Source organism: Gemmiger formicilis (assembly GCF_016901605.1).
Classification (GTDB): Bacteria; Bacillota; Clostridia; order Oscillospirales; family Ruminococcaceae; genus Gemmiger; species Gemmiger formicilis_B.
In genome coordinates this window covers 1-21,229 of the sequence record NZ_JACJKP010000029.1, presented here as the reverse complement: position 1 = coordinate 21,229, position 21,229 = coordinate 1, and the positions used below count along the sequence as shown (strand labels likewise).

The window sequence follows — 21,229 nt, the reverse complement described above, 5'->3', positions numbered from 1 at the left end:
AAAACACGGTAAATGGGAAGAAATATACACCTATGTCATGGGAGGTTATTCCAAATGTTCTTGCTGAACACCTTGGTTGTATAGATGAATGCATCCATATGATGCTTGGTTTCTCCCCAACCATGCAAGATACTTTTGTGTGTGCAAAATTTCTTTCGGCCATATGGGCTGATATATGTAGGGAATCGGGAATAGAGTTACAGGAAAAGTTTGGGTGCAATAAAGGGTATAGGGCACGCAACTCGCAAATTATGATTCCATGGTGGCAAAATCCCAAGGCGGCCGATATAATAAAAGAAAAATTTGAAGAGCAGAGGGAATATATCAACTACCGAATGGGATACTACTTGGACCGTTACTATGGTCGGGAAATTAAGTATAAGCGGGTTCCGGGAAAGCTGTATAGAGAAGAAACGGAATATAGTAATGTAAGTTGGATGTCTATCTCAGAGATGCTTTCGGATGTGTTGAGTGGTGAATTCTATATAAAGGGAAGTGCTCTATGGCAATTTTTGGTCAGCTCTATGGATGAATTCTTAGCGGAACATATAAATAACAGTAAAATTCAGGTAAACACACAGCAGGTGCAAACAATTTTTGTTAGCGATAAGATTGTGGATTCGCTATATGTGTCTTTGGTGAATAGCATAATGGATGGAAATTTCCGTTATCGTAAATGCCTGTTATGCAACAGATACTTTGATTACGGAAATAAGGCAAATCGTAAATACTGCGATATACATAGTGGCCCCAATGCAGAATATTATCGCCGGATATTGAACAAAAAGCTGGGGAATATTATATAAAAAAGGCTCCTTCAGATTTCGAGGGAGCCTTTTACTTGGAATAGAAATATGTTATAATTAAGTAGAATAATATTGAATTATATTGAATAATGTTGAGTTTTTGCTCGAGATAAATTTAAACATAAAAATAGGTGCAAGAAAATGAGACGATTCAACACACATAGGTTACCATAGGAAAAAACAGGTTATTTGATATGTTTGCGGATAAGTAAGTGCTTATGGACTACTTTGTTACTATTACCATGGAGGGATGCTTTTGTAAGCAACACTTTTTGCTGAGAACTATTAACCACACATCAACGCGAGAGCAGGAGAATAAAATAAAATATTTTTCTGGAAATAATTAGTGCTAATAATTCATTTTTGCTTTTCATCTAAAAAGTCAGTATAATGAAGAGGACAAATATGACTCCACAAATTAAGTCAAAAGAGCGCGTTTTCGAACATGGTGAAGTGTTTACCAATACACGGGAAGTTAAAGCTATGTTAAACATGGTTCAGCAGGAGGCCGTTGACATCAACAGCACCTTTTTAGAGCCGGCCTGTGGTAATGGCAATTTCTTGGCCGAAATTCTGATGCGTAAGCTGAAATCTGTAGAACAGCTTTATAGAAACGACGGTAGGCTATATTTTATCAATCTGCTTCGAGCTGTAGCCTCAATTTACGGCATTGATATTCAGGAAGATAATGTAAAAGAGACAAAGGAACGGCTGTATAACCTAACGTTTTCAAGATGCAGTCGGCTGTTTGCTCAAAAAACACCTGCTGAGATTCAGAAGGCAATTCAGATGATTCTGAATAGGAATATCCAGTGTGGAAATACTTTGACATTCTCTGATAGTAGCCGGAAACCTCTTTTGATTTCCGAGTGGGATATTGATGACAAGCTATGTATAACCCAGAAAGATTATGATTACAAAATGATGGTAGAAACCGGTTGTGAGACTAACCCGGTTTGTGTATATCCCAAAATACAGATTATCCCAAGCAAAAAGCAAGTGGCGTAAAGGAGAAAATGCATGTCAGAGCAAATCAAGTCCAAAGAACGTGTGGCCGAGCATGGAGAAGTGTTTACCAATGAGCGTGAAGTTAATGCCATGCTGGATATGGTAGAATCGGAAACGGATAGAATCGATAGCCGGTTTCTTGAACCTGCTTGCGGTACTGGGAATTTCTTGGCGGAGGTGCTGCGCCGGAAATTGAATTCCGTCAAAAGGCAATACGGAAAATTGAGTTCTGACTATGAAAAGTATTCTGTACTTGCGGTATCCAGCATTTACGGAGTCGATATTCAGCAAGACAATGTGGAAGAATGCCGAAACCGGATGTTTGATATCTGGGATAAGGAGTATAGGAAAAACTGCAAAACGGCATGCAGTGATGAATGTCGGGAGGCGGTACGATACATCTTGGCCCACAATATTCTGTGCGGCGATGCATTGACGATGCTCCAAAATAATGGCGCCCCTATCACATTCGCGCAATGGGACCTTGTTATGGGGTCTATGCTCAAGCGGAGGGACTATCAGCTTGACCAGCTCATGGAAGGCCATGAAAAGCAAATGAGCCTCGATATGTGTGTGAATGGCAGGAAATGGGAATATGATTCAGAAATAGATGCGATGGTTCCTGCACCTGTAAGAGAATACCCGAATACAGATTATAGGGAGGTTCAGAAATATGGCTGATTTGTTTGCAGAAGTACATACACCGGATGTTCTGCTATGTCTTGCCAATCTGAGTAACGATGAGGTATTTACGCCGCCAGAGGTGGCCAATCAAGTTTTGGATATGCTTCCACAGGAGCTGTTCCGGGACCCGAATACAAAATTTTTGGACCCGGGCTGCAAATCAGGAGTTTTTCTTCGGGAAATTGCAAAACGCCTGATTGAAGGACTCAAGGATGAGATTCCTGACCTGCAGCAGCGGATTGACCATATATTCCATGAACAACTGTACGGTATCGCCATCACAGAGCTTACCAGTCTTTTGAGTCGGCGTAGTCTGTACTGCTCTAAGTATCCAAACGGGCCATTTTCCGTTTCCCGCTTTGATAATGCAGAGGGAAATATTCGGTTCAAGAATACCAAGCATGTTTGGAAAAGCGGCAACTGCGTTTTCTGTGGTGCTTCTGAAAATGAATATAAACGAACCGAAGGACTGGAAACGCATGCCTACGAATGGATTCATACCCTTACGCCGGAGGAAATTTTCAAGATGAAGTTTGACGTTATTATCTCGAACCCGCCGTACCAGCTTTCTGATGGCGGCGGCGGTGCGGGGAAAAGTGCAACACCTCTGTACCATAAGTTCGTTGAGCAGGCCAAAAAGCTGAATCCACATTATCTTACAATGATTATTCCATCTCGTTGGTTCAGCGGCGGCAAAGGCTTGAATGATTTTAGAATGGCGATGTTGAATGATTCTCGGATTTCGAAGATTGTCGATTACGCAGATTCCAAAATATGCTTCCCTGGTGGCGTAGACATCCCAGGAGGCATCTGTTACTTTTTGTGGGATAGACAGCATAGCGGCGATTGCATCGTTACAAACATCAATAAGGATGGGACAACCGATTCTACTCGTCGAAAGCTGAACAAATACAGCACGTTTATCCGCAACAACAAAGCGGTCTCAATCGTAGAAAAGGTACATTCCCTAAACGAAGAGATGATGAGTCAATACGTTTCAAGCAGAAAGCCTTTCGGACTCGAATCCAATACCAAGTTCGACGATGGGGGTGACGTCGTCCTTCGGAGCAGCAACGGTCTGGGCTACATCAACAAAAAACGAATTCTTAGCGGATTTGACATTCTCGACAAATGGAAAGTTATTGTCTCAAAGGTATCATTTGAGCATGCCGGAGTTCCTGATAAAGATGGAAAGATGAGAGTTCTTTCAGTTGTTCAGAACCTGCCTCCAAATTCCGCATGCACAGAATCGTATCTTGTCGTGGAGGCATTTGATACAGAACAAGAAGCAGACAATCTGATTGAATATCTGAAAACCAAATTTGTACGATTCCTCATCATGCAAATGCTGGCATCGATGAATATGTCCAAATCTTCTTACTGTTTTGTACCTGTTCAAGATTTCACGCAAAAATGGTCAGACGAGAAATTGGTTGCCAAATACTCACTTACTAAAGAAGAATGGGATTTAATCGATAAAAGCATCCATCCTATGGAATAAAAGAGGTGGTTATCTGTGCCTGATATCTTTGACCAATATTCTCATAGTCGGCCGACAACAAATCCAATGATTTATGCTTACCAAGACCACATTCCAGAGCATAGGGGATTGCTGAAGGTGGGGTATACATCCAAAGACGTTGATGCCCGCGTAGCCCAGCAGTTTCCCACGATGACGCCAGACAAGAAAAAACCTTACGAAATTCTCGTTCGGGAATCAGCTTTGTATCCTGACGGCAATTCATTTACGGACCATGATGTACACCGGATGCTCGTGGCAAAAGGCATACAACGCATGGGAAAAAGTGAATGGTTCCGCTGTACACCGCAGGATGTAATGGCAGCAATCGTTGCACTGAAAACTAATAATACAAATCTCGATACTCAGCGGACAAACACGTTCAAAATGCGCCCGGAGCAAGAGTATGCCGTAAAGCTTACAAAAGCCTACTTTGAAAAAGAAAAAGACGCAACTCATCATCCAAAGTTTTTGTGGAATGCAAAAATGCGTTTTGGAAAAACTTTTGCCACCTATGAATTGGCAAAGGCAATGGGGATGAAGCGTGTCTTGATTCTGACCTTCAAACCAGCAGTCGAAGCGGCTTGGGAAGAAGATTTGATGACCCATGTGGACTTTGATGGATGGCAGTTCTACTCAAGAGAGCATGCTACTCAGCAGGGAATTACGCCGGATGATTTGGACCAAGCGCGGCCGATTGTCTGCTTCGGTTCCTTTCAGGACTACTTGGGAACAAACGAGAATGGCGGCATAAAAGCCAAGAATGAATGGGTCCATACCACCAACTGGGATATGGTCGTGTTCGATGAATACCATTATGGCGCTTGGCGTGATAAGGCGAAAGACCTCTTTGAAAAGCCTGACGAAGACAGCTACGATACTCTTGATATTGAAAAGTACAAGAAGACGGAAGCTGATAACGCTTACAACGAATCGTTTCTGCCGATTACATCGAACTACTATCTCTATCTGTCTGGCACTCCCTTCCGGGCTTTGAATTCCGGAGAATTCATGGAAGACCAGATTTTCAGTTGGACTTACAGCGATGAGCAGCGTGAAAAGAGGAGCTGGGATAACTCAAAAGGGCCGAACCCTTATGAAGCACTTCCACAGATGGTTTTGATGACCTATAAGATGCCGGATGCCATCCGGAAAGTGGCATACAACTCGGACACGAACGAGTTTGACCTGAATCTGTTTTTCTCGGCAAAGTGTGCTTCAAAGAATGACCTTGATTCTGCGGAGTTCGTCTATAGGAGTTATGTCCAGAAATGGTTGGACCTGATACGCGGCGCCTATCTGCCAACAACCTTGGATGAGCTGAAAATGACGCAGAACCAGCGTCCGGTTCTTCCGTATTCGGATGCCAGACTTCTGAGAGCATTGATACACACATTCTGGTTTCTTCCGAATGTGGCAAGCTGCTATGCTATGGCGCATCTGCTGGCAGAACCGCAGAACAAGTTTTATCATGACTATACGGTGAATATCTGTGCCGGCACAGCAGCCGGCATCGGATTGGATGCACTGAAGCCTGTCAGAGAGTCTATGGACCCGCCGTTGGAAACAAAGACCATCACACTTTCCTGCGGTAAGCTTACCACGGGCGTAACAGTAAAGCCGTGGAGTGGTATCTTTATGCTTCGGAACCTTTCGAGTCCGGAAACGTATTTTCAGGCGGCCTTCCGAGTCCAGAGTCCTTGGACGGTAAAAAACGAAGATGGAAGTAGTGTCATCATGAAACGTGAGTGCTACATCTTTGACTTTGCACTGGACAGAGCATTGAAGCAGGTCGCTGATTACAGCTGCCGGTTGAATATCGAGGAAAGTAACCAAGAGAAAAAGGTAGGGGAATTCATCAATTTTCTTCCGGTGTTGGCTTATGATGGTGCGACTATGAAACCGGTCAGCGCTTCTGAAATCCTCGACTTGGCAATGTCCGGTACTTCTGCGACATTGCTGGCGCGGCGCTGGGAAAGCGCTATGCTCGTCAATGTGGATAACGAAACGCTGCAGCGTCTCATGAACAATCCGGAAGCAATGGCAGCATTGATGAAAATTGAAGGATTCCGGTCTCTCAACCAAGATATCGAAATCATCATCAACAAATCGGAAGCTGTCAAAAAAGCGAAGAAGAAAGGGGAAGCTCTTTCACCAAAAGAAAAGCAGGAAATGTCTGAAGAGGAGAAAGAGTATAAGAGCCGGCGCAAACAAATTCAGGAAAAGCTGATTAAGTTCGCTACCCGCATACCCATCTTTATGTTCCTCACTGATTTCCGCGAATATTCACTGAAGGATGTTATTACGCAGTTTGAGCCGGGATTGTTCAAGAAGGTCACGGGTCTGGAGGTAAAGGATTTTAACCTTTTGATTTCTTTGGGCTTGTTCAATGATTCCATCATGAACGAGGCTATCTATACATTCAAACGATACGAAGACAGTTCTCTGGAATACACCGGTATTCGTAAGCATGCTTTGGATGAGAATGTGGGCCTGTTCTCTACGGTTATCAGTCGCGAAGATTATGAACAAATGGCGGCACAGCAAAGAGATTCGATGGTGTCCACTACGCAATACATGCCGATAGCAGAGAAAATTTTGGCGGCGACACAAGCTAAAACCGTTACACCACAGAAGCCAAAAGTTCAGAATACCAGCAGTATACCTCCGAAGACTGGAAAAGTAGAAGCTACACAAAAACCGATATCTTTTACGCAGAAAGACTCTTCTGAAGCCATAGAAAGCAAAGTGACTGAAATCCCCAAAATCACGATTGGGGATAAGGTAAAGCACAAGAAGTTCGGTGTTGGTACAGTAACCGACTTTAACGGAACTGTAATGGATGTCCGTTTCGATGAAGGTCAAAAGAGGCTAGGCTATCCATTTGTGTTTGAGAATAATATTATCGAAAAACTATAATGGAGGAAGCATATGCCGCGTCAGAAAAAGGATGGTCATTATATCAACTGCTATCTTGATGCAAAAGTGTATAACACGTTGTGTAGATATGCAGAGGATGCTGGCCAGACAAAAACGCTTGCAATCGAGCGGATATTGAAAAGTTTTTTTGAAGAGAACGGTTATGATGTAGATGCCTCTGAGTGCCAAGAAAAAGGGCAGTAGGGGAGCAATAGGTTCCATAAAAATGGCTATAAAAGGATTGGAGGGCAGATGGATAGCACACAGTTTGAACGCATTGACCGTTTGTACCATTATACGACGGTTGAAAGTCTGGCATTGATTTTGAAAAATCGTACGCTTAGGCTGAATCCGTTGGATAAAATGGACGACTTGCAGGAAGCCCAGAGCCAATCCCGTCAAAACTATGGACAGTTCGTTTTTGTAAGTTCGTGGACCGACATGAAGGAAGAAAGCGTTCCGATGTGGAAAATGTATTCCTCCATGGAAGCCGGAGTACGAATTTCACTACCTCCATGCCCATTTCAGATTTTTGATATGACTAAAAACCAATTTAGGGACCCTACGCTGCAGGAACGTGCTTCTATGTACACAACCACATCGCTTTTTCCGGTAGTCAATATTTATGATGAATTGGCACAAGGATGCGTTTCTACTGCAACCAATATAGGACAACAGTTACATAAGGTCGAATATACCGATGATATGAAAAAGCTGTGTCCAAAATTGGAGCAAAGCGATGAAGCGAAGGTTCATATTGCATTAGATATGATGGGAATTTATAAAAGTAGTATTTGGAGCTTCCAAAGAGAGTACAGATATTTGATTCGTAGTATTCCGTGCAATATTCTGCAAGGTGATGGAATTAACAACTGGAACCTTGTAGTAAACACAATGATAAAGACGGGAAATGTTAAGAGCAACCGCCAATACATAGATTTGAGATTGGCAGGGAATATGCTTGACCAAATGGTAATAACTACTAGCCCAGCTATTGCTCCAGCCAATAAGGTAATCGTAGAGGCCCTCGTAAGCTGTTTTTGTCCAAAAGCCCACATTGAGAGTAGTGCGTTAGCAGGAAAAGTGCGTTAGGATTTTATGTATGTCCCAAAATCTATGTTCGGAAAGGTGTACTTTTGCGAATGGGAAGTCATAACGAAAAAGCCAGGGAACATGTGTCCGTAAAGGTATCGTGAAAGAATGCGAATGTCCGTGAATGTACATCGACTATTGCAAACAAATGGCAGCGCAAATGATATAAGGAGGCGAGATGAATGCCTCGGGTTGTTTACGGGTATGCAAGAGTGTCCAGCAAAGACCAAAACCTTGACCGGCAAATTGTGCAGCTGAAGAACTGCGGCATAGAAGAACGCAACATATTATTTGATAAGGCCAGCGGAAAGACATTTGAGCGAAAATCGTGGAACTCTCTGGTAGGAAGCGATACAAACGCTCCACTGCTCCGTGAAGGCGACTTGCTTGTAGTCGTTAGTCTGGATAGATTGGGCAGGAATTATCAAGAGATTAGAACCCAATGGCAGCATATTACGCAGGAAATTCAAGCTGATATCAAAGTCTTGGATATGCCACTGTTGGATACGAGTCGTTCCAATAATTCTTTGGATGCGCGATTTGTGGCCGACCTTGTTCTTCAAATTCTTAGTTATACAGCTGAGAAAGAACGATTGAGCATTCGCGAACGGCAGGCACAAGGAGTGGCTGCCGCAAAGGCAAAGGGAAAGCGTTTCGGTAGACCGGCAGTGGAATTCCCGGAAGACTGGGATGAGGTATATGCCGATTGGAAGGCCGGAAAAATGACGGCGGTTGCTGCTATGGAAAGGGTTGGGCTAAAAAGAACCACATTCTACAAACTAGCAAGGCAATATGAAAAATACCTTTGTGCGTGAATCTTTATACATTGCGTGACCATGAGTTTGTGTCAACTATTGAAAAATGCAGGGCTTATTGAAAAATGGCTTTGTTAAGAGAAAAAAACATTTCTAATAGTTGACACAAGGGGCTTTACATGTTTGGCTACATTTCCACATGTGCCCCCAGGTGAACCCTTTGGGTTCGCCTGGGGGATTATTTGTAATACACTCACATTTGAAACAGGCCGGCGAGGAAGGAGCGTCGTAATAGTATAATGAAATTGTGGTTGCTGTATTTGACGCTTATCAATTTAGTGGCATTTTGTCTTATGGCGGCAGATAAACTACGTGCGCAAAAACACCGCTGGCGTATACCGGAGCATACTTTGTTTGCGGCGGCGTTGGCAGGAGGAAGTCTTGGCGCCTGGTTGGGCATGTATGTTTGGCATCATAAAACCAAGCACTGGTATTTTGTGTTGGGAATGCCGCTGATCCTGATAGCGCAGATTGCTTTGGCATTCTGGTTGGGAGGATGGTTTCATGTGGTTTGACTGTTTAAAGAAACACAGAAGTACTGTTATTTTAACGCCGCCCCAGGGATTGGGTCGGGAGAACATCACCACCCAGAGCAGCATCTGCACAGGGGAAACATTGATCGGCTTTTTGGATACCAAAACAGGCCGTCTGCTGCAGGCTGTGGTGGTACAAAATGAGACGGATATTGCTGCGTTTTATCGAGCATACGGTTATGAACCGCCATGTCGGAATTGACAAAAAAATACCAATCTAAATTTGTCATTTTATTAACTTTGTGAGGTATCTTGCGGTATCGCATATTTTTTGCGCAATCTGTAGCGAAAACGCACAGATTCTTTGCAAAAGAGAAAATCGATGTTATAATTATTTTGTAAGTGTCAAGCAGAGGATATTTGTCAATATTTCTGCGTTAAATGATATGGAGGTAGTTTTTTGTATGTCCATTTTTGAAAATTTTGAAGCCAAACTGCGCGCAGAGTCCAAGTCTATTGTCTTTACCGAAGGCACCGACGAGCGCATCCTGTCGGCCGCCAGCCGTCTGTTGGCAGGTAAGACCTTGCGTGTGATTCTGCTGGGCAATCCCGAGGCTGTCAACAAAGCGGCGGCTGAAGGTGGCTTTGATATTACCGGCGCAGAAATTTTGGACCCCGCTGCTTATGAAGGTTTTGACGAAATGGTCTCCAAAATGGTGGAACTGCGCAAAGGTAAGATGACGGAGGAGCAGTGCCGTGCAGCATTGTCCAAATCCAACTACTTCGGCACCATGTTGGTAAAGATGGGGAAAGCGGATTGCCTGCTGGGCGGTGCCACTTATTCTACAGCCGATACCGTTCGTCCGGCACTGCAGCTGATCAAATGCAAACCGGGCATCAAGTCGGTAAGCTCCTGCTTCATCCTTATGCGCGGCAATGAGAGCATTGCCATGGGCGACTGTGCCATCAACATTGATCCCAGTGAGGATGAGATCGTAGAGTCTACGGTAGAAACAGCGCACACTGCAGAGATCTTCGGTATCGACCCGCGTGTGGCACTGCTGTCCTATTCCACCAAAGGTTCCGGCAAAGGCGAGACCGTTGACAAGATGCGCAACGCTACCATTCGTGTACAGGAAGCACATCCCGAACTGAAGGTGGATGGTGAACTGCAGTTTGATGCGGCGGTTGCACCGGAAGTTGGCCAGCTCAAGGCCCCCGGCTCTGCTGTAGCAGGGTATGCCAACACCTTTATTTTCCCCAACATCAATGCTGGCAATATCGGCTACAAGATTGCACAGCGGTTGGGCGGTTTTGAAGCCTACGGTCCCATTTTGCAGGGCTTGAACGCTCCTATCAACGATTTGTCCCGCGGATGCAATGCTGAAGAAGTATATAAGATGGCTTTGATTACGGCTGCATTGATCTGAGTGTCCTTTTCTTCATAGCGTAAAATATAGTTTCCCTTTCTCGTAACACAAACCTTATGGGAAAGGGAATTTCTTATATAGGAGAATTTACAAGGCAAACTTTTTCCAACACTACTCTTTTCCCAAATTTGTATAGTCTCACGGAAACACAAAAACATGAAATAGGTACAAAAAACGCCACCCCTTTTACGGGGTGGCGTTTTGGTTTATGGTTTTGCGAAAAAGATCAATACCTCAGGTGATCTGCATCCAAGGCGTTCAAAACCGGCAGCATCGCTGCAGCTTCAGCCCGGGCAGCAATGGGGTCCATCATCAGATAGTTGCCGCATTCCTCAGCAGAAGCACCGGGAATTTCTCCCTCATAAGAAGCCATCCAGGAGAAGGCGCTGCGAACAAGTTCCAATGCCTCCCCACCGTTCAAGCCGATCGTTACCAGATAAAAACCGGTCAGGCACCCCATGGGGCCCACGTACACAACCCCGTGGCTGTAGGCGCTGTTACGAGCATACGTGGCAAACATGTGCTCCAGGGTATGTGCCGCAGCAGGGGACAAATATTGCCCTTGATTAGGGCGCTTCATGCGGATATCCCAGGTCAGGATTTCACCGTTTGGACCGTCCTGCCGGGAAAGATACATGCCCGGAAGCAATTTGGTATGATCAACACAAAAACTGGCGATTCGTTCCATCGTGGAGACTCCTTCATTCCGGCATGGCCTGGACCACACCGCGAGAGCAGTCCATAGAAATTGTCATGCCGTCTTTCAGTGTGCGGGTAGCGTTGGTAGCGCCAACGATAACCGCCTTATCCAGCGTCAAACCAACAATGGCAGAATGGCTGTTGGTACCGGCTTCCTCTGTAATGATGCCGGCAGCGTCACGCATGAAAGGCAGAGCTGCGTTGGTGGTGAAGGGGACAACCAGGATCTGACCGGGTTTGAACTTCTTGGCTGCCTCGGCAGCGCTGCGGCAGACGCAAACCTCGCCCTTGGCATTGTGCTGACCAATGCCGACACCTGCAAGCAGCGTGTTGCCAACGAGGTGAATCTTGATCATGTTGGTAGTGCCGGAAACGCCGACGGGAACGCCAGCCGTTACAACTACCAAGTCGCCGGAATGAATCAAATCGGCTTTTTCAGCGGCGGCTACCGACATGGAAATCAGCTCATCGGTGGAATTGGCGTAATCCATCAGCAGGGGAGTCACACCGCGGTAAATGTTCATCTGGCGGCGGGTGCTTTCATCCAGCACGCAGGCGATGATCTGGGTATCAGGACGGAAGCGGCTCAGCAGACGGGCTGTTTCACCGCTCTTGGAAGCGGAAATGATGGCGGAAGCACCAATATCGGTAGCCGTCGTGCAGGCAGCATGACCGACAGCGGCGCCAATGGTCAGGTGAGAGTCGTGGGCACCGGCGTGGTGTACCAGACTGTCAAAGCTGGAATCGGCTTCAGTAGTTTCGGCAATGGTTGCCATAGCCTTCAAAGCTTCCACCGGATATTTGCCGGCAGCGGTTTCGCCGGAAAGCATAACGGCACCGGTACCATCGTAGATAGCGTTGGCAACGTCGGTAATTTCGGCACGGGTCGGGCGGGGATTCACCATCATGGAATCCAGCATCTGCGTAGCCGTAATGCAGATTTTGCCGGCGCTCATGGCGCGGTCAATCAGATGCTTCTGAATGGCAGGAATTTCGGCAAAGTCGATTTCTACGCCCATATCACCACGGGCAACCATAATACCGTCGGCAACAGTCAGGATTTCATCAATGTTGTCGATGCCTTCCTGGTTCTCGATTTTGGCAATGATGCGCATGGTGCAGTCATGCTCGTTCAGAAGATGGCGAATCTCCATGATATCCTGCGCATTGCGGGTGAAGCTGGCAGAAATCAGGTCAAAGCCCTGCTCGATGCCAAAGAGAATATCATTGCGATCGCGCTGGCTCATGTAGGGCATGGACAGATGCACGCCGGGAACGTTGACGCCCTTCTTGGTTTTGATTACGCCGTCATTCTGCACGGTGCACAGAATGTCGGTGTCGGTGACCTGATTGATGGTCAATTCAATCAGACCGTCATCCAGCATAATACGACCGCCGGGCTGTACGTCGCGGGGCAGATCCTTATAGGTGATGGCGCAAATCTCATTTGTGCCTTCCACATCACGGGTGGTCAGGGTAAACTTCTGACCGGAGGTCAGGGTCTCTGCCCCGTTGGCAAAGGTGCCCAGACGAATTTCCGGACCCTTGGTATCCAGCATGGCGGCAACGGGAAGATCCATTTCGGAGGTCAATGCACGCAGTGCATCCAGACGACCTTTATGCTCAGCGTAATCGCCGTGAGAAAAATTAAAACGGGCAACATCCATACCGCTTTCCAGCAACTGGCGGAGAATACCAGGCTTATCGGTGGACGGACCCATTGTGCAAACAATTTTTGTTTTACGCATATACTTATCCCTCCATAGATTCTCAATCATAAACATTATACGAACTTATTATACTACAAAATGTGCAACATACACAAGCCCCACACAGGCTTTTACAGGCTTTTTACCTTTGGATAATCTGCAAACAGAAGCGGCCATTTAGTGTTTTACTTTTCGGAACTTTTAAGGTATAATAAAATACAATATTTAAGTTTGAAATACTGAATTCCGGCGTTTACCGGGACTTAGGCGGATTCTGGTGAATCGTGGCGGCCACATTGGTTTGGTACGATCAATCATCCTGCAGAATCTGTTCCTGTGCCCGGTGCAAACTTTACATGTAGACAGGAGATTCAAGACTATGGCAAAACGAGTATTTCTCATTGTGCTGGATAGCTTCGGCATTGGAGCAGAACCGGATGCAGCACTTTTTGGTGATGAAGGAACCAATACGTTGGCAGCTATTGCAGCGCACCCGAATTTCAAGGGAAATCATTTGGCAGAGCTGGGCATGTTTAACCTGGACGGGGTAACCTGCGGGGCACCTGTGGCGAACCCGTTGGGTAGCTTTGCGCGGCTGCGCGAGGCAAGTGCCGGTAAAGATACGACCATTGGACATTGGGAGATTGCGGGACTTTTGAGTGCCGATCCGCTGCCCACCTTCCCGAACGGTTTCCCTCAGGAATTGCTGGATGAATTTACGGCAAAAACCGGGTACAAAGTGCTTTGCAATAAACCCTATTCCGGCACCGACGTGATTCGTGATTATGGCGAAGAACATGTAAAAACCGGTGCACTCATTATTTATACTTCAGCAGACAGCGTTTTCCAAATTGCAGCTCATGAATCCATTGTTCCCATCGAGAAGCTTTATGAGATCTGTGAGCAGGCCCGCGCACTGCTGGTAGGCAAATACGGTGTAGGCCGAGTGATTGCAAGGCCTTTTACGGGAGAAAACGCCCAAACCTTTACCCGTACGCCGCGGCGTCATGATTACAGCCTTGTGCCGCCGCATGATACCATGCTGGATGCGATTCAGGCAGCCGGTAAGGAAACCATCGGCGTGGGCAAAATCTATGATATTTTTGCAGGAAAAGGCATTGGCGAAACAATCCGTACCAGCGGCAATACCGAAGGACTCAAGGTGACGCTGGAATTGGCGGATCGTGATTTCGAAGGTCTGGCTTTTGTCAATCTGGTGGACTTTGATATGCTGTACGGGCATCGGCGCGATGTGGCCGGTTATGCGGCCGCTGCGGCAGAGTTTAATGATTGGCTGCCTGCATTCATGGAGAAAATGCGTCCCGGAGATGTACTGATGGTTACGGCAGACCATGGCTGCGATCCCAGCTACACAAAAACCACAGATCATACGCGTGAGTATGTACCGTTCCTGGTTTATGGCGATGAGATCCGTGGGGGCGTGAATCTGCATACGCGTTACAGCTTTGCCACCATTGCCGACACGGTCTGCCAGAGCCTGCAGGTTCCTTATTGCCCCGCAGGCTGTGGAGTTTATGATGAAATTTGCAAGTAAGATGCCGGTTATACTGCTTTATGTTGTGACCGCTGCACTGGTTGCTTATTCAATCGGCCTGGCTTTGACCAGCAACTTCAACATGGGCAACCTGATGGTCTGGTTGCTGACGGCAATGATCGCAGCCTACGCCATCTGGCGAAAGCCTTTGCACACATGGTTTCATGCACCCGGGGCCGGGCGCATCGTCTGGTGGTGCCTGCTGGTCATTGGTGTTCTGTATGCGGGACTGGTTGCTTTTGTGGCGGTCAGTGGTTATGCCAATCCCCCCACAGGGCAGGAAAAAGTGTTTGTTGTATTGGGGGCCGGTCTGCGTCGGGATAAGCCAAGCACCTTGCTTCGTTACCGTCTGGATAAGGCATATGATTATGCTATGGCTCACCCGGATGTGTTTGTGGTGACCAGCGGCGGGCAGGGACGCGATGAATGGGTGCCGGAAGGGCAGGCGATGCGTGACTACCTGATTGAAAAGGGATTGCCGCCTGAACGTGTTGTGGCAGAAAATGCATCGACTTCCACGGAGGAAAACTTTTCCTTGTCGCTGGAATTGCTTCAGCAGTATGGATTTGATGAGAATACACCCATTGTATATGTGTCCAACGCGTTCCATTGTTACCGGGCGGGGTGTTATGCCAAACGAGCCGGGTTTACACAGGTCACTTCGCTGCCTTCCACTACGCCGTGGCGCAGCGTGTTGCCCTGCTATTTACGCGAGGCGCTGGCGCTTGCTTATTATTGGGTATTCAAAACATCTTCCAGCGGTCCCATGCATGCTATGGTGGGGCTTTTGGATTTGAACAAACGATTTTTTTATAAATAGGAGGGAACTGCCATGCAGATCCGCTATTATAAGGAGTACAGTCGTTATCTGGATCGGTTTATGGAATTCAAGGCATACGGCCATGCCGGGCGCCCGATTATTATTTTCCCTTGTCAGAGTGGACGCTTTTACGACTGGGAAGACCGGAACATGTGCAATCTTGCCGCGCCCTGGATTGACAGCGGAAAATTGCAGATTTTTACCGCGGACAGCATTGACCCCGAAAGTTGGGACAATCATGGCCCGGAACGTCCGCGCATTGAGATGCAGGAACGTTGGTATAATTATATTTGCGAAGAACTTACTCCCCGTATTCTGGAAATCAACCGGGAGCAGGGCGAGGACCATACCGGCCGGGTCCTGGTGGGTGGTGCCAGTATGGGCGGCGGCCATGCTGTGAATTTCTATCTGCGCCGTCCCGATTTGTACAACGGTACCATTGCGTTGAGCGGTCTGTACTCGTCGCGGATGTTCTTTGGAGATTACATGGACGATCTGGTCTACCGGAATTCTCCCTGTGACTATATGCGGAATTTCCCCGAAAATCATCTCTACAAAAAGCTGTACGAGCAGGCAGATAAATTTATTATGTGCTGCGGCCAGGGGGCCTGGGAAGGAGATCTCCTGGCTTCTACGAAAGAGCTGCAGGCAATTCTGGAAAGCAAAAACATCCATCCGATTGTAGATATCTGGGGACAGGATGTTTCCCACGACTGGCCCTGGTGGGAAAAACAGTGGGTGTATTTCCTGCAGATGATCCTTGGAAATCCATAAGTGCAGAAAAGGAATATTGAAAGTATGGACTTCTGGCATGATGCGGCAGCGCAGAAGCGCTGGCTGCGCCGGTTTATTCTTGCAATTGCTGTGTTGTTGATTCCGGTTGTGATGTTGGCGTTTTACGCGCGGCCTTCGGCCGACGACTATGTCTATGCGGCAAGAACGCACGCAGTTGTACAGCAGTATGGTGCAGATTGGCCGCGGTTGCTGGCAGCTGCCTGGGAAACAACAGTCTATTTCTTCCGGAATTGGCAAGGGTTGTATGTTTCCGGTTTTATACTGGCACTGCAGCCTGCGATTTTTGGAAATGCCTGGTACGGACTGACGCTGGCATGTGTATTGGTACCGCTGTTTCTGTGTCTGTATGCCTGTTCTCGTCTGATTGTGAACCGGCTGGAACCGGCACAAAGACGCCTTCCGTTGGCCTTGTCGGTGCTGTTCCTGTTTGCCTTTATCGAAGGCATGCCCTCGCCGGTAGAAGGTCTCTATTGGTTCAACGGCGCTATGAACTATCTGCCGTATTTTGCTCTTACGGTGCTCAACGCAGGAATCGCAGTAGCACTGTTCACACCGAACAGCATCAGCAAGAAGCGCCGGTTTTGCTATGCGGGCGCAGGGGTGCTGATAGGGTTGACTATCGGTGGTGGCCATCAGGTGGTTGGTGAACTCAATCTCCTGGTACTTCTGTTGATATCAGTGGTGTGCCTGCGGCGGAAAAATTTCTGGATCTGCCCCACATTGGTGGCATCTCTGGCGGGGTTGCTGATTAACATTACTGCACCGGGCACCAGTGTCCGAACCGATGGCTTTGCACAGGCAGGCTTCCTGGAAGCGGTTGTCAAAAGCTTTTTGTTGGCGGCTATGGAGTGGATTCGGTGGCTGGATGTTCCGCTGCTTTGTCTGCTGCTTTTGCTTGCTTTGCCTCTGCATCGTCTGGCACAAAGCCAGATGATTTCCGATCGGATGTTTCGCTATCCCTGGATGGGGATTGCAGGGACTTTCATCCTCATGTGGGCGATGATTTTCCTGCCTTCTTATACGATGGGCGGCATCGGCGCCGGTCGGTTACTGAATGTGGTATGGATGACCTTCCTTCTGGGTTTGGCAGTTTCGGAGTTTTTGCTGTTCGGATGGCTGGAACGAGTACGAGGGCTGTCGCTGGTACCTGCAGAGCGGTTTCTGCTGCGGCACGGGCACCGTTTGCCGGTGGTTGTAGCCGGAATGCTGGTTTGCATGGCCTGCATCGGAAGCCATACGGTGAAAGAAGGGCAGGACAATTACTTTGCAACCAGTCTGGAAGCTGCTTACGAACTGGCGGACGGACAGGCGGCACGTTTTGCTGCGGCACTGGATGAACGGGAACGTGCTTTGAATGATGCCTCTCAACCGGATGTAGCCATCAGCCCGTTGGGAGCGGAAGAACGGCCCTGGCTGCTGTTTTATACGGACGTATCGGTGGGGCCGGATATGTGGGGGCTTACACCGTACTATGACAAAGACTCTGTTGTGGTAGTAGAAAAAGAATAATGTAAAAACCGGCATGACGCACAGTGTCATGCCGGTTTTTTGCAAAATGGGATATGTTTCGCAGAAGGGCAAAAGAAAACACCACGAAGAAAGAACGAATTCTTTCCGCGCGGCGCAGGTACAATCTTATATGGTTAATGTCAAGGGAAGAATCAGGCACGTTCCTGCACATACCGGATAAATGCATCCCGTTCGGAACTGCTGCGCAAATTAACGGTGTACATCCAGTCACCCATGTCAAGGCGCAGGGCCAAGGGCAACTCATCGCACATTTTCATACGGCTGCCGTAACGCGCCATAATCTGTTCGTGGGAATGTTTGTAACGGTGGCATTCCCGGCGAGAGGCATACACACAGTAGTATTTAGGACCGCGCAAATCCAGGTTGCGGACCTCGTCGTAACACACCATATCAGCCCAGATCTGGTAACAGTCCACCGAATTGGCAAAGTTGATCATATCGGGGGTGTATCCGCCCGCAGGCCGCATGTTGACCTCCAACGCTACATAGTCGCCCTTCTGTCCTAAGCCGGGTTTATCTTCATTCAATTGGAAAAACTCACAATGGAAGAAACGGCTTTTGGCGCCGAAGGCTTTGATGGTTCGAAAACCCACATCTTTCAATGCGGGGGGAACATGCTTTTGCGTCCAATACGCAAGATCCCCTTTTTGGCTGACAATGTCCAGAAGCGGGGTAGGGAAGACGTTGGATGTATAGAACAGCGGTATGCAGTGGGAATCAGCAACGCCATCAAAACTGACGATGGTGCCGTTAATGTACTCTTCCATAATGTAGGGAATGCTGGGCAGCTTTGCAAAAAAAGCCCGAAGATCGCTGTCGTTTTTGAGTTTGTAGGTCGCTTCCGCACCGCAACCGTTATCCGGTTTCACAATGACCGGATAACCTACATTTTGAATAAACTGGCGGGCAGCACTGATGGTGCTGACCATGTGGTGACGGGCAACAGGAACACCGGCAGCGCGATAACTTTCTTTCATTTTGCTCTTGAATTTGATGCGCTCGATGAAATCATTCTGTGCACCGGTTGTAATGTTGAAGTCGGTACGCAGCTGTGCGTCCATTTCCAGCCAATACTCGTTATTGGATTCCAGCCAATCGATTTTTCCGTAATGGAAGGTGAAATAACCGACGGCGCGGACCATCTCATCGTAGTTCCCAAGATTGTCCACACGGTAATACTCCGTCAGACAATCTTTTAATTCGTAGGGGATTTCGTCAAAAGGTGCGTCGCCGATGCCCAGCACATTGACGCCGTTGCGGCGCAGTCGCTCGCAAAAATTCCAATACGTTTTGGGAAAATGCGGGCTGACGAAAACAAAATTCATGAATGATTCGACTTCCTCTCTCACAAAACGGGTTTACACAAACTGGTTTTGTGCAGGATCGTACTCGTATCCCACTTCCGCAAGGGCCGCACACAAAGCCGATGCGTCGGCTTCTTCTTCCTCGCAGAACGCAGCCAGACTGGCATCGCGGTCACGCAGTTTGGTATTTACATAGCTTAATAGAATAATAGGGTCCTGGGGCAGCATGGTATACTCCTTACAATTAGGCCGAAAAAGAGAAAAAGCCGGCCACGGACGTGACCGGCAATTTTTCTTTCCAATCAGACCGCGCGGGTAACTTTACCAGAGCGCAGGCAGCGGGTGCAGGCGTAGATATACTTCGGGGAACCGTCCACGATCGCCTTCACGCGCTTGACATTGGGGTTCCAGGTACGGTTGCTCCGACGATGAGAGTGAGAAACCTTGATACCGAACGTGACACCCTTGCCACAGCAAGAACATTTGGCCATATTGCTTGCACCTCCTTTTCAATAGCTGTACTATTATAACGAATATTTCCTGAAATTGCAAGCCCTTTGCACAAAAAAGTTGAACTTATTTTGTGAAAATCTTCGGTTGACCGAAATTCGTCCTGCGCTGCCTTCGGTAAAAGTGTTGGGGGCTTGTTTTGAGCCATTTTGTACGATATAATAAGATGAAATTTTAATGGGGTGGTGTTTGTTTTGAACGGCTTGCTTTCGCCGTATCAAATTGTGCAATATCTTTTGCGAGCTGTTGTTGTTCTGATTGCCATCCCATTTCACGAGGCGTCGCACGCCCTTGTCAGCCATTGGCTGGGGGATGATACAGCCGTTCGTGCAGGCAGACTTTCCCTGAATCCGTTGCGCCATTTTGATCCGCTGGGTGCATTGTGTATGTTGGTTGGCGGTGTTGGCTGGGCAAGGCCGGTAGGGGTCAATCCGCGAAACTACAAAAATCCCAAGGTTGGTATGGCAGTATCGGCTGCCGCCGGTCCGCTCAGCAATTTTTTACTGGCATGGGCGTCCATGATCGTGTACAAGTGCATTGTGTACAGCGGTATGGGTAACAGGATTCCGGTTCTGATGCTGTTTTTTTATGATATGGTGGTTATGAATTTAAGTCTGACCATCTTTAATTTGATTCCTGTTCCGCCTTTTGACGGCAGCCGCATTGTACTGTTGTTTTTGCCGCAAAGATTGTATTTCAAAGCCATGCGGTATGAGCGTTATATTATGATTGCGGTTCTGTTTCTGGTCTTTTTCGGCCTGCTCAATTGGCCGCTTTCTGCGGCGGTCAACTTCATGTGGGGGCGCCTGGTGGAACTGACAGGATTTGTGGAACTGCTCTGGGGGTAACTTTGCAAGAAGCACTTACTTTTAAGCTGGAAGACTTTGAAGGCCCGCTGGATTTGCTTTTATATCTGGTCGGCAAAAATAAGATGAATCTCTATGATGTCAATATCATGGAGCTGATCGATCAATATACGGCGGCAATCAGAACCTTACAAGCAAACCGCATGGATGTTTCCAGCGAGTTTATTGATATGGCCGCCCACCTTGTGCAGATGAAGAGTGCACTGTTGTTGCCGCGGAGTCCGGAGGCCGAACGGATGAAGGCCGAACTGACCGGACGGTTGATTGAGTACAGTGCTTGTAAAGAGGTGGCTGCACAGTTGGGCAGCCGCGCAAGAGATCTGTACACAGCTGTGCGCGAACCCATGCCGCTGGTCGGCGCTGCTGAATATACACGCCGCCATGATCCAAACCTGTTGGTACAGGCATGGTTCAACCTGATGGGGAGAAGCCTGCGTAAGCGCAAACCGACTCAGGAACGGTTTGAACCGTTGGTGACGGCACCGTTTGTTTCGGTGGCAAGCCGTGTTTCCCATATGCTGCGTGGGCTTCTGCGCGGAAGTTTGCATAAGATGAATCAGCTGTTCAGCAGGGAAGAAAGCCGCAGTACCAATGTGGCAACTTTCCTGGCATTGCTGGAACTGATCCGAGCAGGGCGTGTTCGTGTGGAACAGGACGGCGCACTGGAACTGGATCGCAGCCATAACAGACAAAAG

The 21,229-nt window shown here is 47.6% G+C and carries 22 protein-coding genes; 17 read left to right on the top strand and 5 right to left on the bottom strand.

Features of this window, described 5'->3' with window-relative positions; all coding sequences use genetic code 11:
- From H6B10_RS03885 to pta, 11 genes are all read left to right on the top strand, one after another.
- The coding region (locus tag H6B10_RS03885; RefSeq protein WP_204649854.1) for a hypothetical protein at window positions 1–806 on the top strand (806 nt) is incomplete at its 5' end.
- A gap of 405 nt (window positions 807–1,211) precedes the next feature.
- On the top strand, window positions 1,212–1,814 hold the full coding sequence (locus H6B10_RS03880) for a hypothetical protein (RefSeq protein ID WP_204649851.1): 603 nt from the start codon (window positions 1,212–1,214) through the stop codon (window positions 1,812–1,814).
- Between the two features lie 12 nt (window positions 1,815–1,826).
- The gene (locus tag H6B10_RS03875; protein ID WP_204649848.1) at window positions 1,827–2,495 is read left to right on the top strand and encodes a hypothetical protein; all 669 of its coding nucleotides are present in this window, start codon (window positions 1,827–1,829) and stop codon (window positions 2,493–2,495) included.
- Window positions 2,488–3,999: an Eco57I restriction-modification methylase domain-containing protein gene (locus tag H6B10_RS03870; protein ID WP_204649846.1), complete on the top strand. Its 1,512-nt coding sequence runs from the start codon at window positions 2,488–2,490 to the stop codon at window positions 3,997–3,999. Before H6B10_RS03875 ends, H6B10_RS03870 begins: the two co-directional genes overlap by 8 nt.
- Before the next feature lie 15 nt (window positions 4,000–4,014).
- Entirely contained in the window at window positions 4,015–6,936 is a 2,922-nt protein-coding gene (locus H6B10_RS03865; RefSeq protein WP_204649845.1) for a GIY-YIG nuclease family protein, read from the top strand.
- A 12-nt stretch (window positions 6,937–6,948) separates the two neighbouring features.
- Window positions 6,949–7,140, top strand: coding sequence for a hypothetical protein (locus tag H6B10_RS03860; protein ID WP_204649843.1), 192 nt, complete (start codon window positions 6,949–6,951; stop codon window positions 7,138–7,140).
- A gap of 48 nt (window positions 7,141–7,188) precedes the next feature.
- Window positions 7,189–8,028, top strand: a complete 840-nt coding sequence (locus tag H6B10_RS03855) for a hypothetical protein (protein ID WP_204649841.1) — start codon at window positions 7,189–7,191, stop codon at window positions 8,026–8,028.
- Between the two features lie 182 nt (window positions 8,029–8,210).
- Window positions 8,211–8,843 (top strand): recombinase family protein, encoded by a 633-nt coding sequence (locus H6B10_RS03850; RefSeq protein WP_204649839.1) that lies wholly within the window; start codon window positions 8,211–8,213, stop codon window positions 8,841–8,843.
- 239 nt (window positions 8,844–9,082) lie between these two features.
- Entirely contained in the window at window positions 9,083–9,358 is a 276-nt protein-coding gene (locus tag H6B10_RS03845; RefSeq protein WP_204649837.1) for a DUF1294 domain-containing protein, read from the top strand.
- Window positions 9,348–9,578 (top strand): hypothetical protein, encoded by a 231-nt coding sequence (locus H6B10_RS03840; protein WP_204649835.1) that lies wholly within the window; start codon window positions 9,348–9,350, stop codon window positions 9,576–9,578. Before H6B10_RS03845 ends, H6B10_RS03840 begins: the two co-directional genes overlap by 11 nt.
- 202 nt (window positions 9,579–9,780) lie before the next feature.
- Window positions 9,781–10,746, top strand: a complete 966-nt coding sequence (gene pta / locus H6B10_RS03835) for a phosphate acetyltransferase (protein ID WP_204649832.1) — start codon at window positions 9,781–9,783, stop codon at window positions 10,744–10,746.
- Window positions 10,747–10,972: 226 nt separating this feature from the next.
- Here the strand turns inward: pta and H6B10_RS03830 are convergent, their stop codons facing one another.
- Complete coding sequence (locus H6B10_RS03830; RefSeq protein WP_204649829.1) at window positions 10,973–11,434, bottom strand: S-ribosylhomocysteine lyase; 462 nt, start codon at window positions 11,432–11,434, stop codon at window positions 10,973–10,975.
- A 13-nt stretch (window positions 11,435–11,447) separates the two neighbouring features.
- Window positions 11,448–13,193 (bottom strand): pyruvate kinase, encoded by a 1,746-nt coding sequence (pyk, locus tag H6B10_RS03825; RefSeq protein WP_204649826.1) that lies wholly within the window; start codon window positions 13,191–13,193, stop codon window positions 11,448–11,450.
- 340 nt (window positions 13,194–13,533) lie between these two features.
- On the opposite strand from pyk, the gene H6B10_RS03820 reads away from it, so the two are divergent.
- From H6B10_RS03820 to H6B10_RS03805, 4 genes are read left to right on the top strand one after another with little or no spacing between them, the layout of a single operon-like run.
- The gene (locus tag H6B10_RS03820; RefSeq protein WP_204649823.1) at window positions 13,534–14,709 is read left to right on the top strand and encodes a phosphopentomutase; all 1,176 of its coding nucleotides are present in this window, start codon (window positions 13,534–13,536) and stop codon (window positions 14,707–14,709) included.
- Window positions 14,690–15,529: a YdcF family protein gene (locus tag H6B10_RS03815; protein WP_204649820.1), complete on the top strand. Its 840-nt coding sequence runs from the start codon at window positions 14,690–14,692 to the stop codon at window positions 15,527–15,529. The genes H6B10_RS03820 and H6B10_RS03815 overlap by 20 nt, the downstream gene beginning before the upstream one ends.
- A 12-nt stretch (window positions 15,530–15,541) precedes the next feature.
- Entirely contained in the window at window positions 15,542–16,303 is a 762-nt protein-coding gene (locus H6B10_RS03810) for an esterase family protein (RefSeq protein WP_204649816.1), read from the top strand.
- Between the two features lie 24 nt (window positions 16,304–16,327).
- Window positions 16,328–17,833 carry a DUF6056 family protein gene (locus H6B10_RS03805; protein ID WP_204649813.1) on the top strand — a complete coding sequence of 502 codons (1,506 nt, stop codon included), beginning with the start codon at window positions 16,328–16,330 and terminating at the stop codon, window positions 17,831–17,833.
- Window positions 17,834–17,985: 152 nt separating this feature from the next.
- On the opposite strand, the gene H6B10_RS03800 is transcribed toward H6B10_RS03805, so the two are convergent.
- The 3 genes from H6B10_RS03800 to rpmB form a co-directional block, all read right to left on the bottom strand.
- Complete coding sequence (locus H6B10_RS03800) at window positions 17,986–19,179, bottom strand: ATP-grasp domain-containing protein (protein ID WP_204649810.1); 1,194 nt, start codon at window positions 19,177–19,179, stop codon at window positions 17,986–17,988.
- Window positions 19,180–19,212: 33 nt separating this feature from the next.
- A complete protein-coding gene (locus tag H6B10_RS03795; RefSeq protein ID WP_204649807.1) occupies window positions 19,213–19,386 on the bottom strand; it encodes a DUF4250 domain-containing protein in 174 nt (57 codons plus the stop codon).
- Window positions 19,387–19,460: 74 nt separating this feature from the next.
- Window positions 19,461–19,649: a 50S ribosomal protein L28 gene (gene rpmB / locus H6B10_RS03790; RefSeq protein WP_040917667.1), complete on the bottom strand. Its 189-nt coding sequence runs from the start codon at window positions 19,647–19,649 to the stop codon at window positions 19,461–19,463.
- Between the two features lie 204 nt (window positions 19,650–19,853).
- On the opposite strand from rpmB, the gene H6B10_RS03785 reads away from it, so the two are divergent.
- Window positions 19,854–20,516, top strand: a complete 663-nt coding sequence (locus H6B10_RS03785; RefSeq protein ID WP_345941701.1) for a site-2 protease family protein — start codon at window positions 19,854–19,856, stop codon at window positions 20,514–20,516.
- Window positions 20,517–20,518: 2 nt separating this feature from the next.
- The coding region (locus H6B10_RS03780) for a segregation and condensation protein A (RefSeq protein WP_204649801.1) at window positions 20,519–21,229 on the top strand (711 nt) is incomplete at its 3' end.

Bases quoted from the DNA above. Each gene is read 5' to 3' on its own strand.
- H6B10_RS03815 (WP_204649820.1), top strand. From the start codon at position 14,690: ATGATGAAATTTGCAAGTAAGATGCCGGTTATACTGCTTTATGTTGTG.
- H6B10_RS03830 (WP_204649829.1), bottom strand. From the start codon at position 11,434: ATGGAACGAATCGCCAGTTTTTGTGTTGATCATACCAAATTGCTTCCG.
- H6B10_RS03880 (WP_204649851.1), top strand. From the start codon at position 1,212: ATGACTCCACAAATTAAGTCAAAAGAGCGCGTTTTCGAACATGGTGAA.
- H6B10_RS03840 (WP_204649835.1), top strand. From the start codon at position 9,348: ATGTGGTTTGACTGTTTAAAGAAACACAGAAGTACTGTTATTTTAACG.
- rpmB (WP_040917667.1), bottom strand. From the start codon at position 19,649: ATGGCCAAATGTTCTTGCTGTGGCAAGGGTGTCACGTTCGGTATCAAG.
- H6B10_RS03810 (WP_204649816.1), top strand. From the start codon at position 15,542: ATGCAGATCCGCTATTATAAGGAGTACAGTCGTTATCTGGATCGGTTT.
- H6B10_RS03820 (WP_204649823.1), top strand. From the start codon at position 13,534: ATGGCAAAACGAGTATTTCTCATTGTGCTGGATAGCTTCGGCATTGGA.
- H6B10_RS03845 (WP_204649837.1), top strand. From the start codon at position 9,083: ATGAAATTGTGGTTGCTGTATTTGACGCTTATCAATTTAGTGGCATTT.
- H6B10_RS03795 (WP_204649807.1), bottom strand. From the start codon at position 19,386: ATGCTGCCCCAGGACCCTATTATTCTATTAAGCTATGTAAATACCAAA.
- H6B10_RS03855 (WP_204649841.1), top strand. From the start codon at position 7,189: ATGGATAGCACACAGTTTGAACGCATTGACCGTTTGTACCATTATACG.
- H6B10_RS03875 (WP_204649848.1), top strand. From the start codon at position 1,827: ATGTCAGAGCAAATCAAGTCCAAAGAACGTGTGGCCGAGCATGGAGAA.
- pta (WP_204649832.1), top strand. From the start codon at position 9,781: ATGTCCATTTTTGAAAATTTTGAAGCCAAACTGCGCGCAGAGTCCAAG.
- H6B10_RS03870 (WP_204649846.1), top strand. From the start codon at position 2,488: ATGGCTGATTTGTTTGCAGAAGTACATACACCGGATGTTCTGCTATGT.
- pyk (WP_204649826.1), bottom strand. From the start codon at position 13,193: ATGCGTAAAACAAAAATTGTTTGCACAATGGGTCCGTCCACCGATAAG.
- H6B10_RS03800 (WP_204649810.1), bottom strand. From the start codon at position 19,179: ATGAATTTTGTTTTCGTCAGCCCGCATTTTCCCAAAACGTATTGGAAT.
- H6B10_RS03805 (WP_204649813.1), top strand. From the start codon at position 16,328: ATGGACTTCTGGCATGATGCGGCAGCGCAGAAGCGCTGGCTGCGCCGG.
- H6B10_RS03850 (WP_204649839.1), top strand. From the start codon at position 8,211: ATGCCTCGGGTTGTTTACGGGTATGCAAGAGTGTCCAGCAAAGACCAA.
- H6B10_RS03860 (WP_204649843.1), top strand. From the start codon at position 6,949: ATGCCGCGTCAGAAAAAGGATGGTCATTATATCAACTGCTATCTTGAT.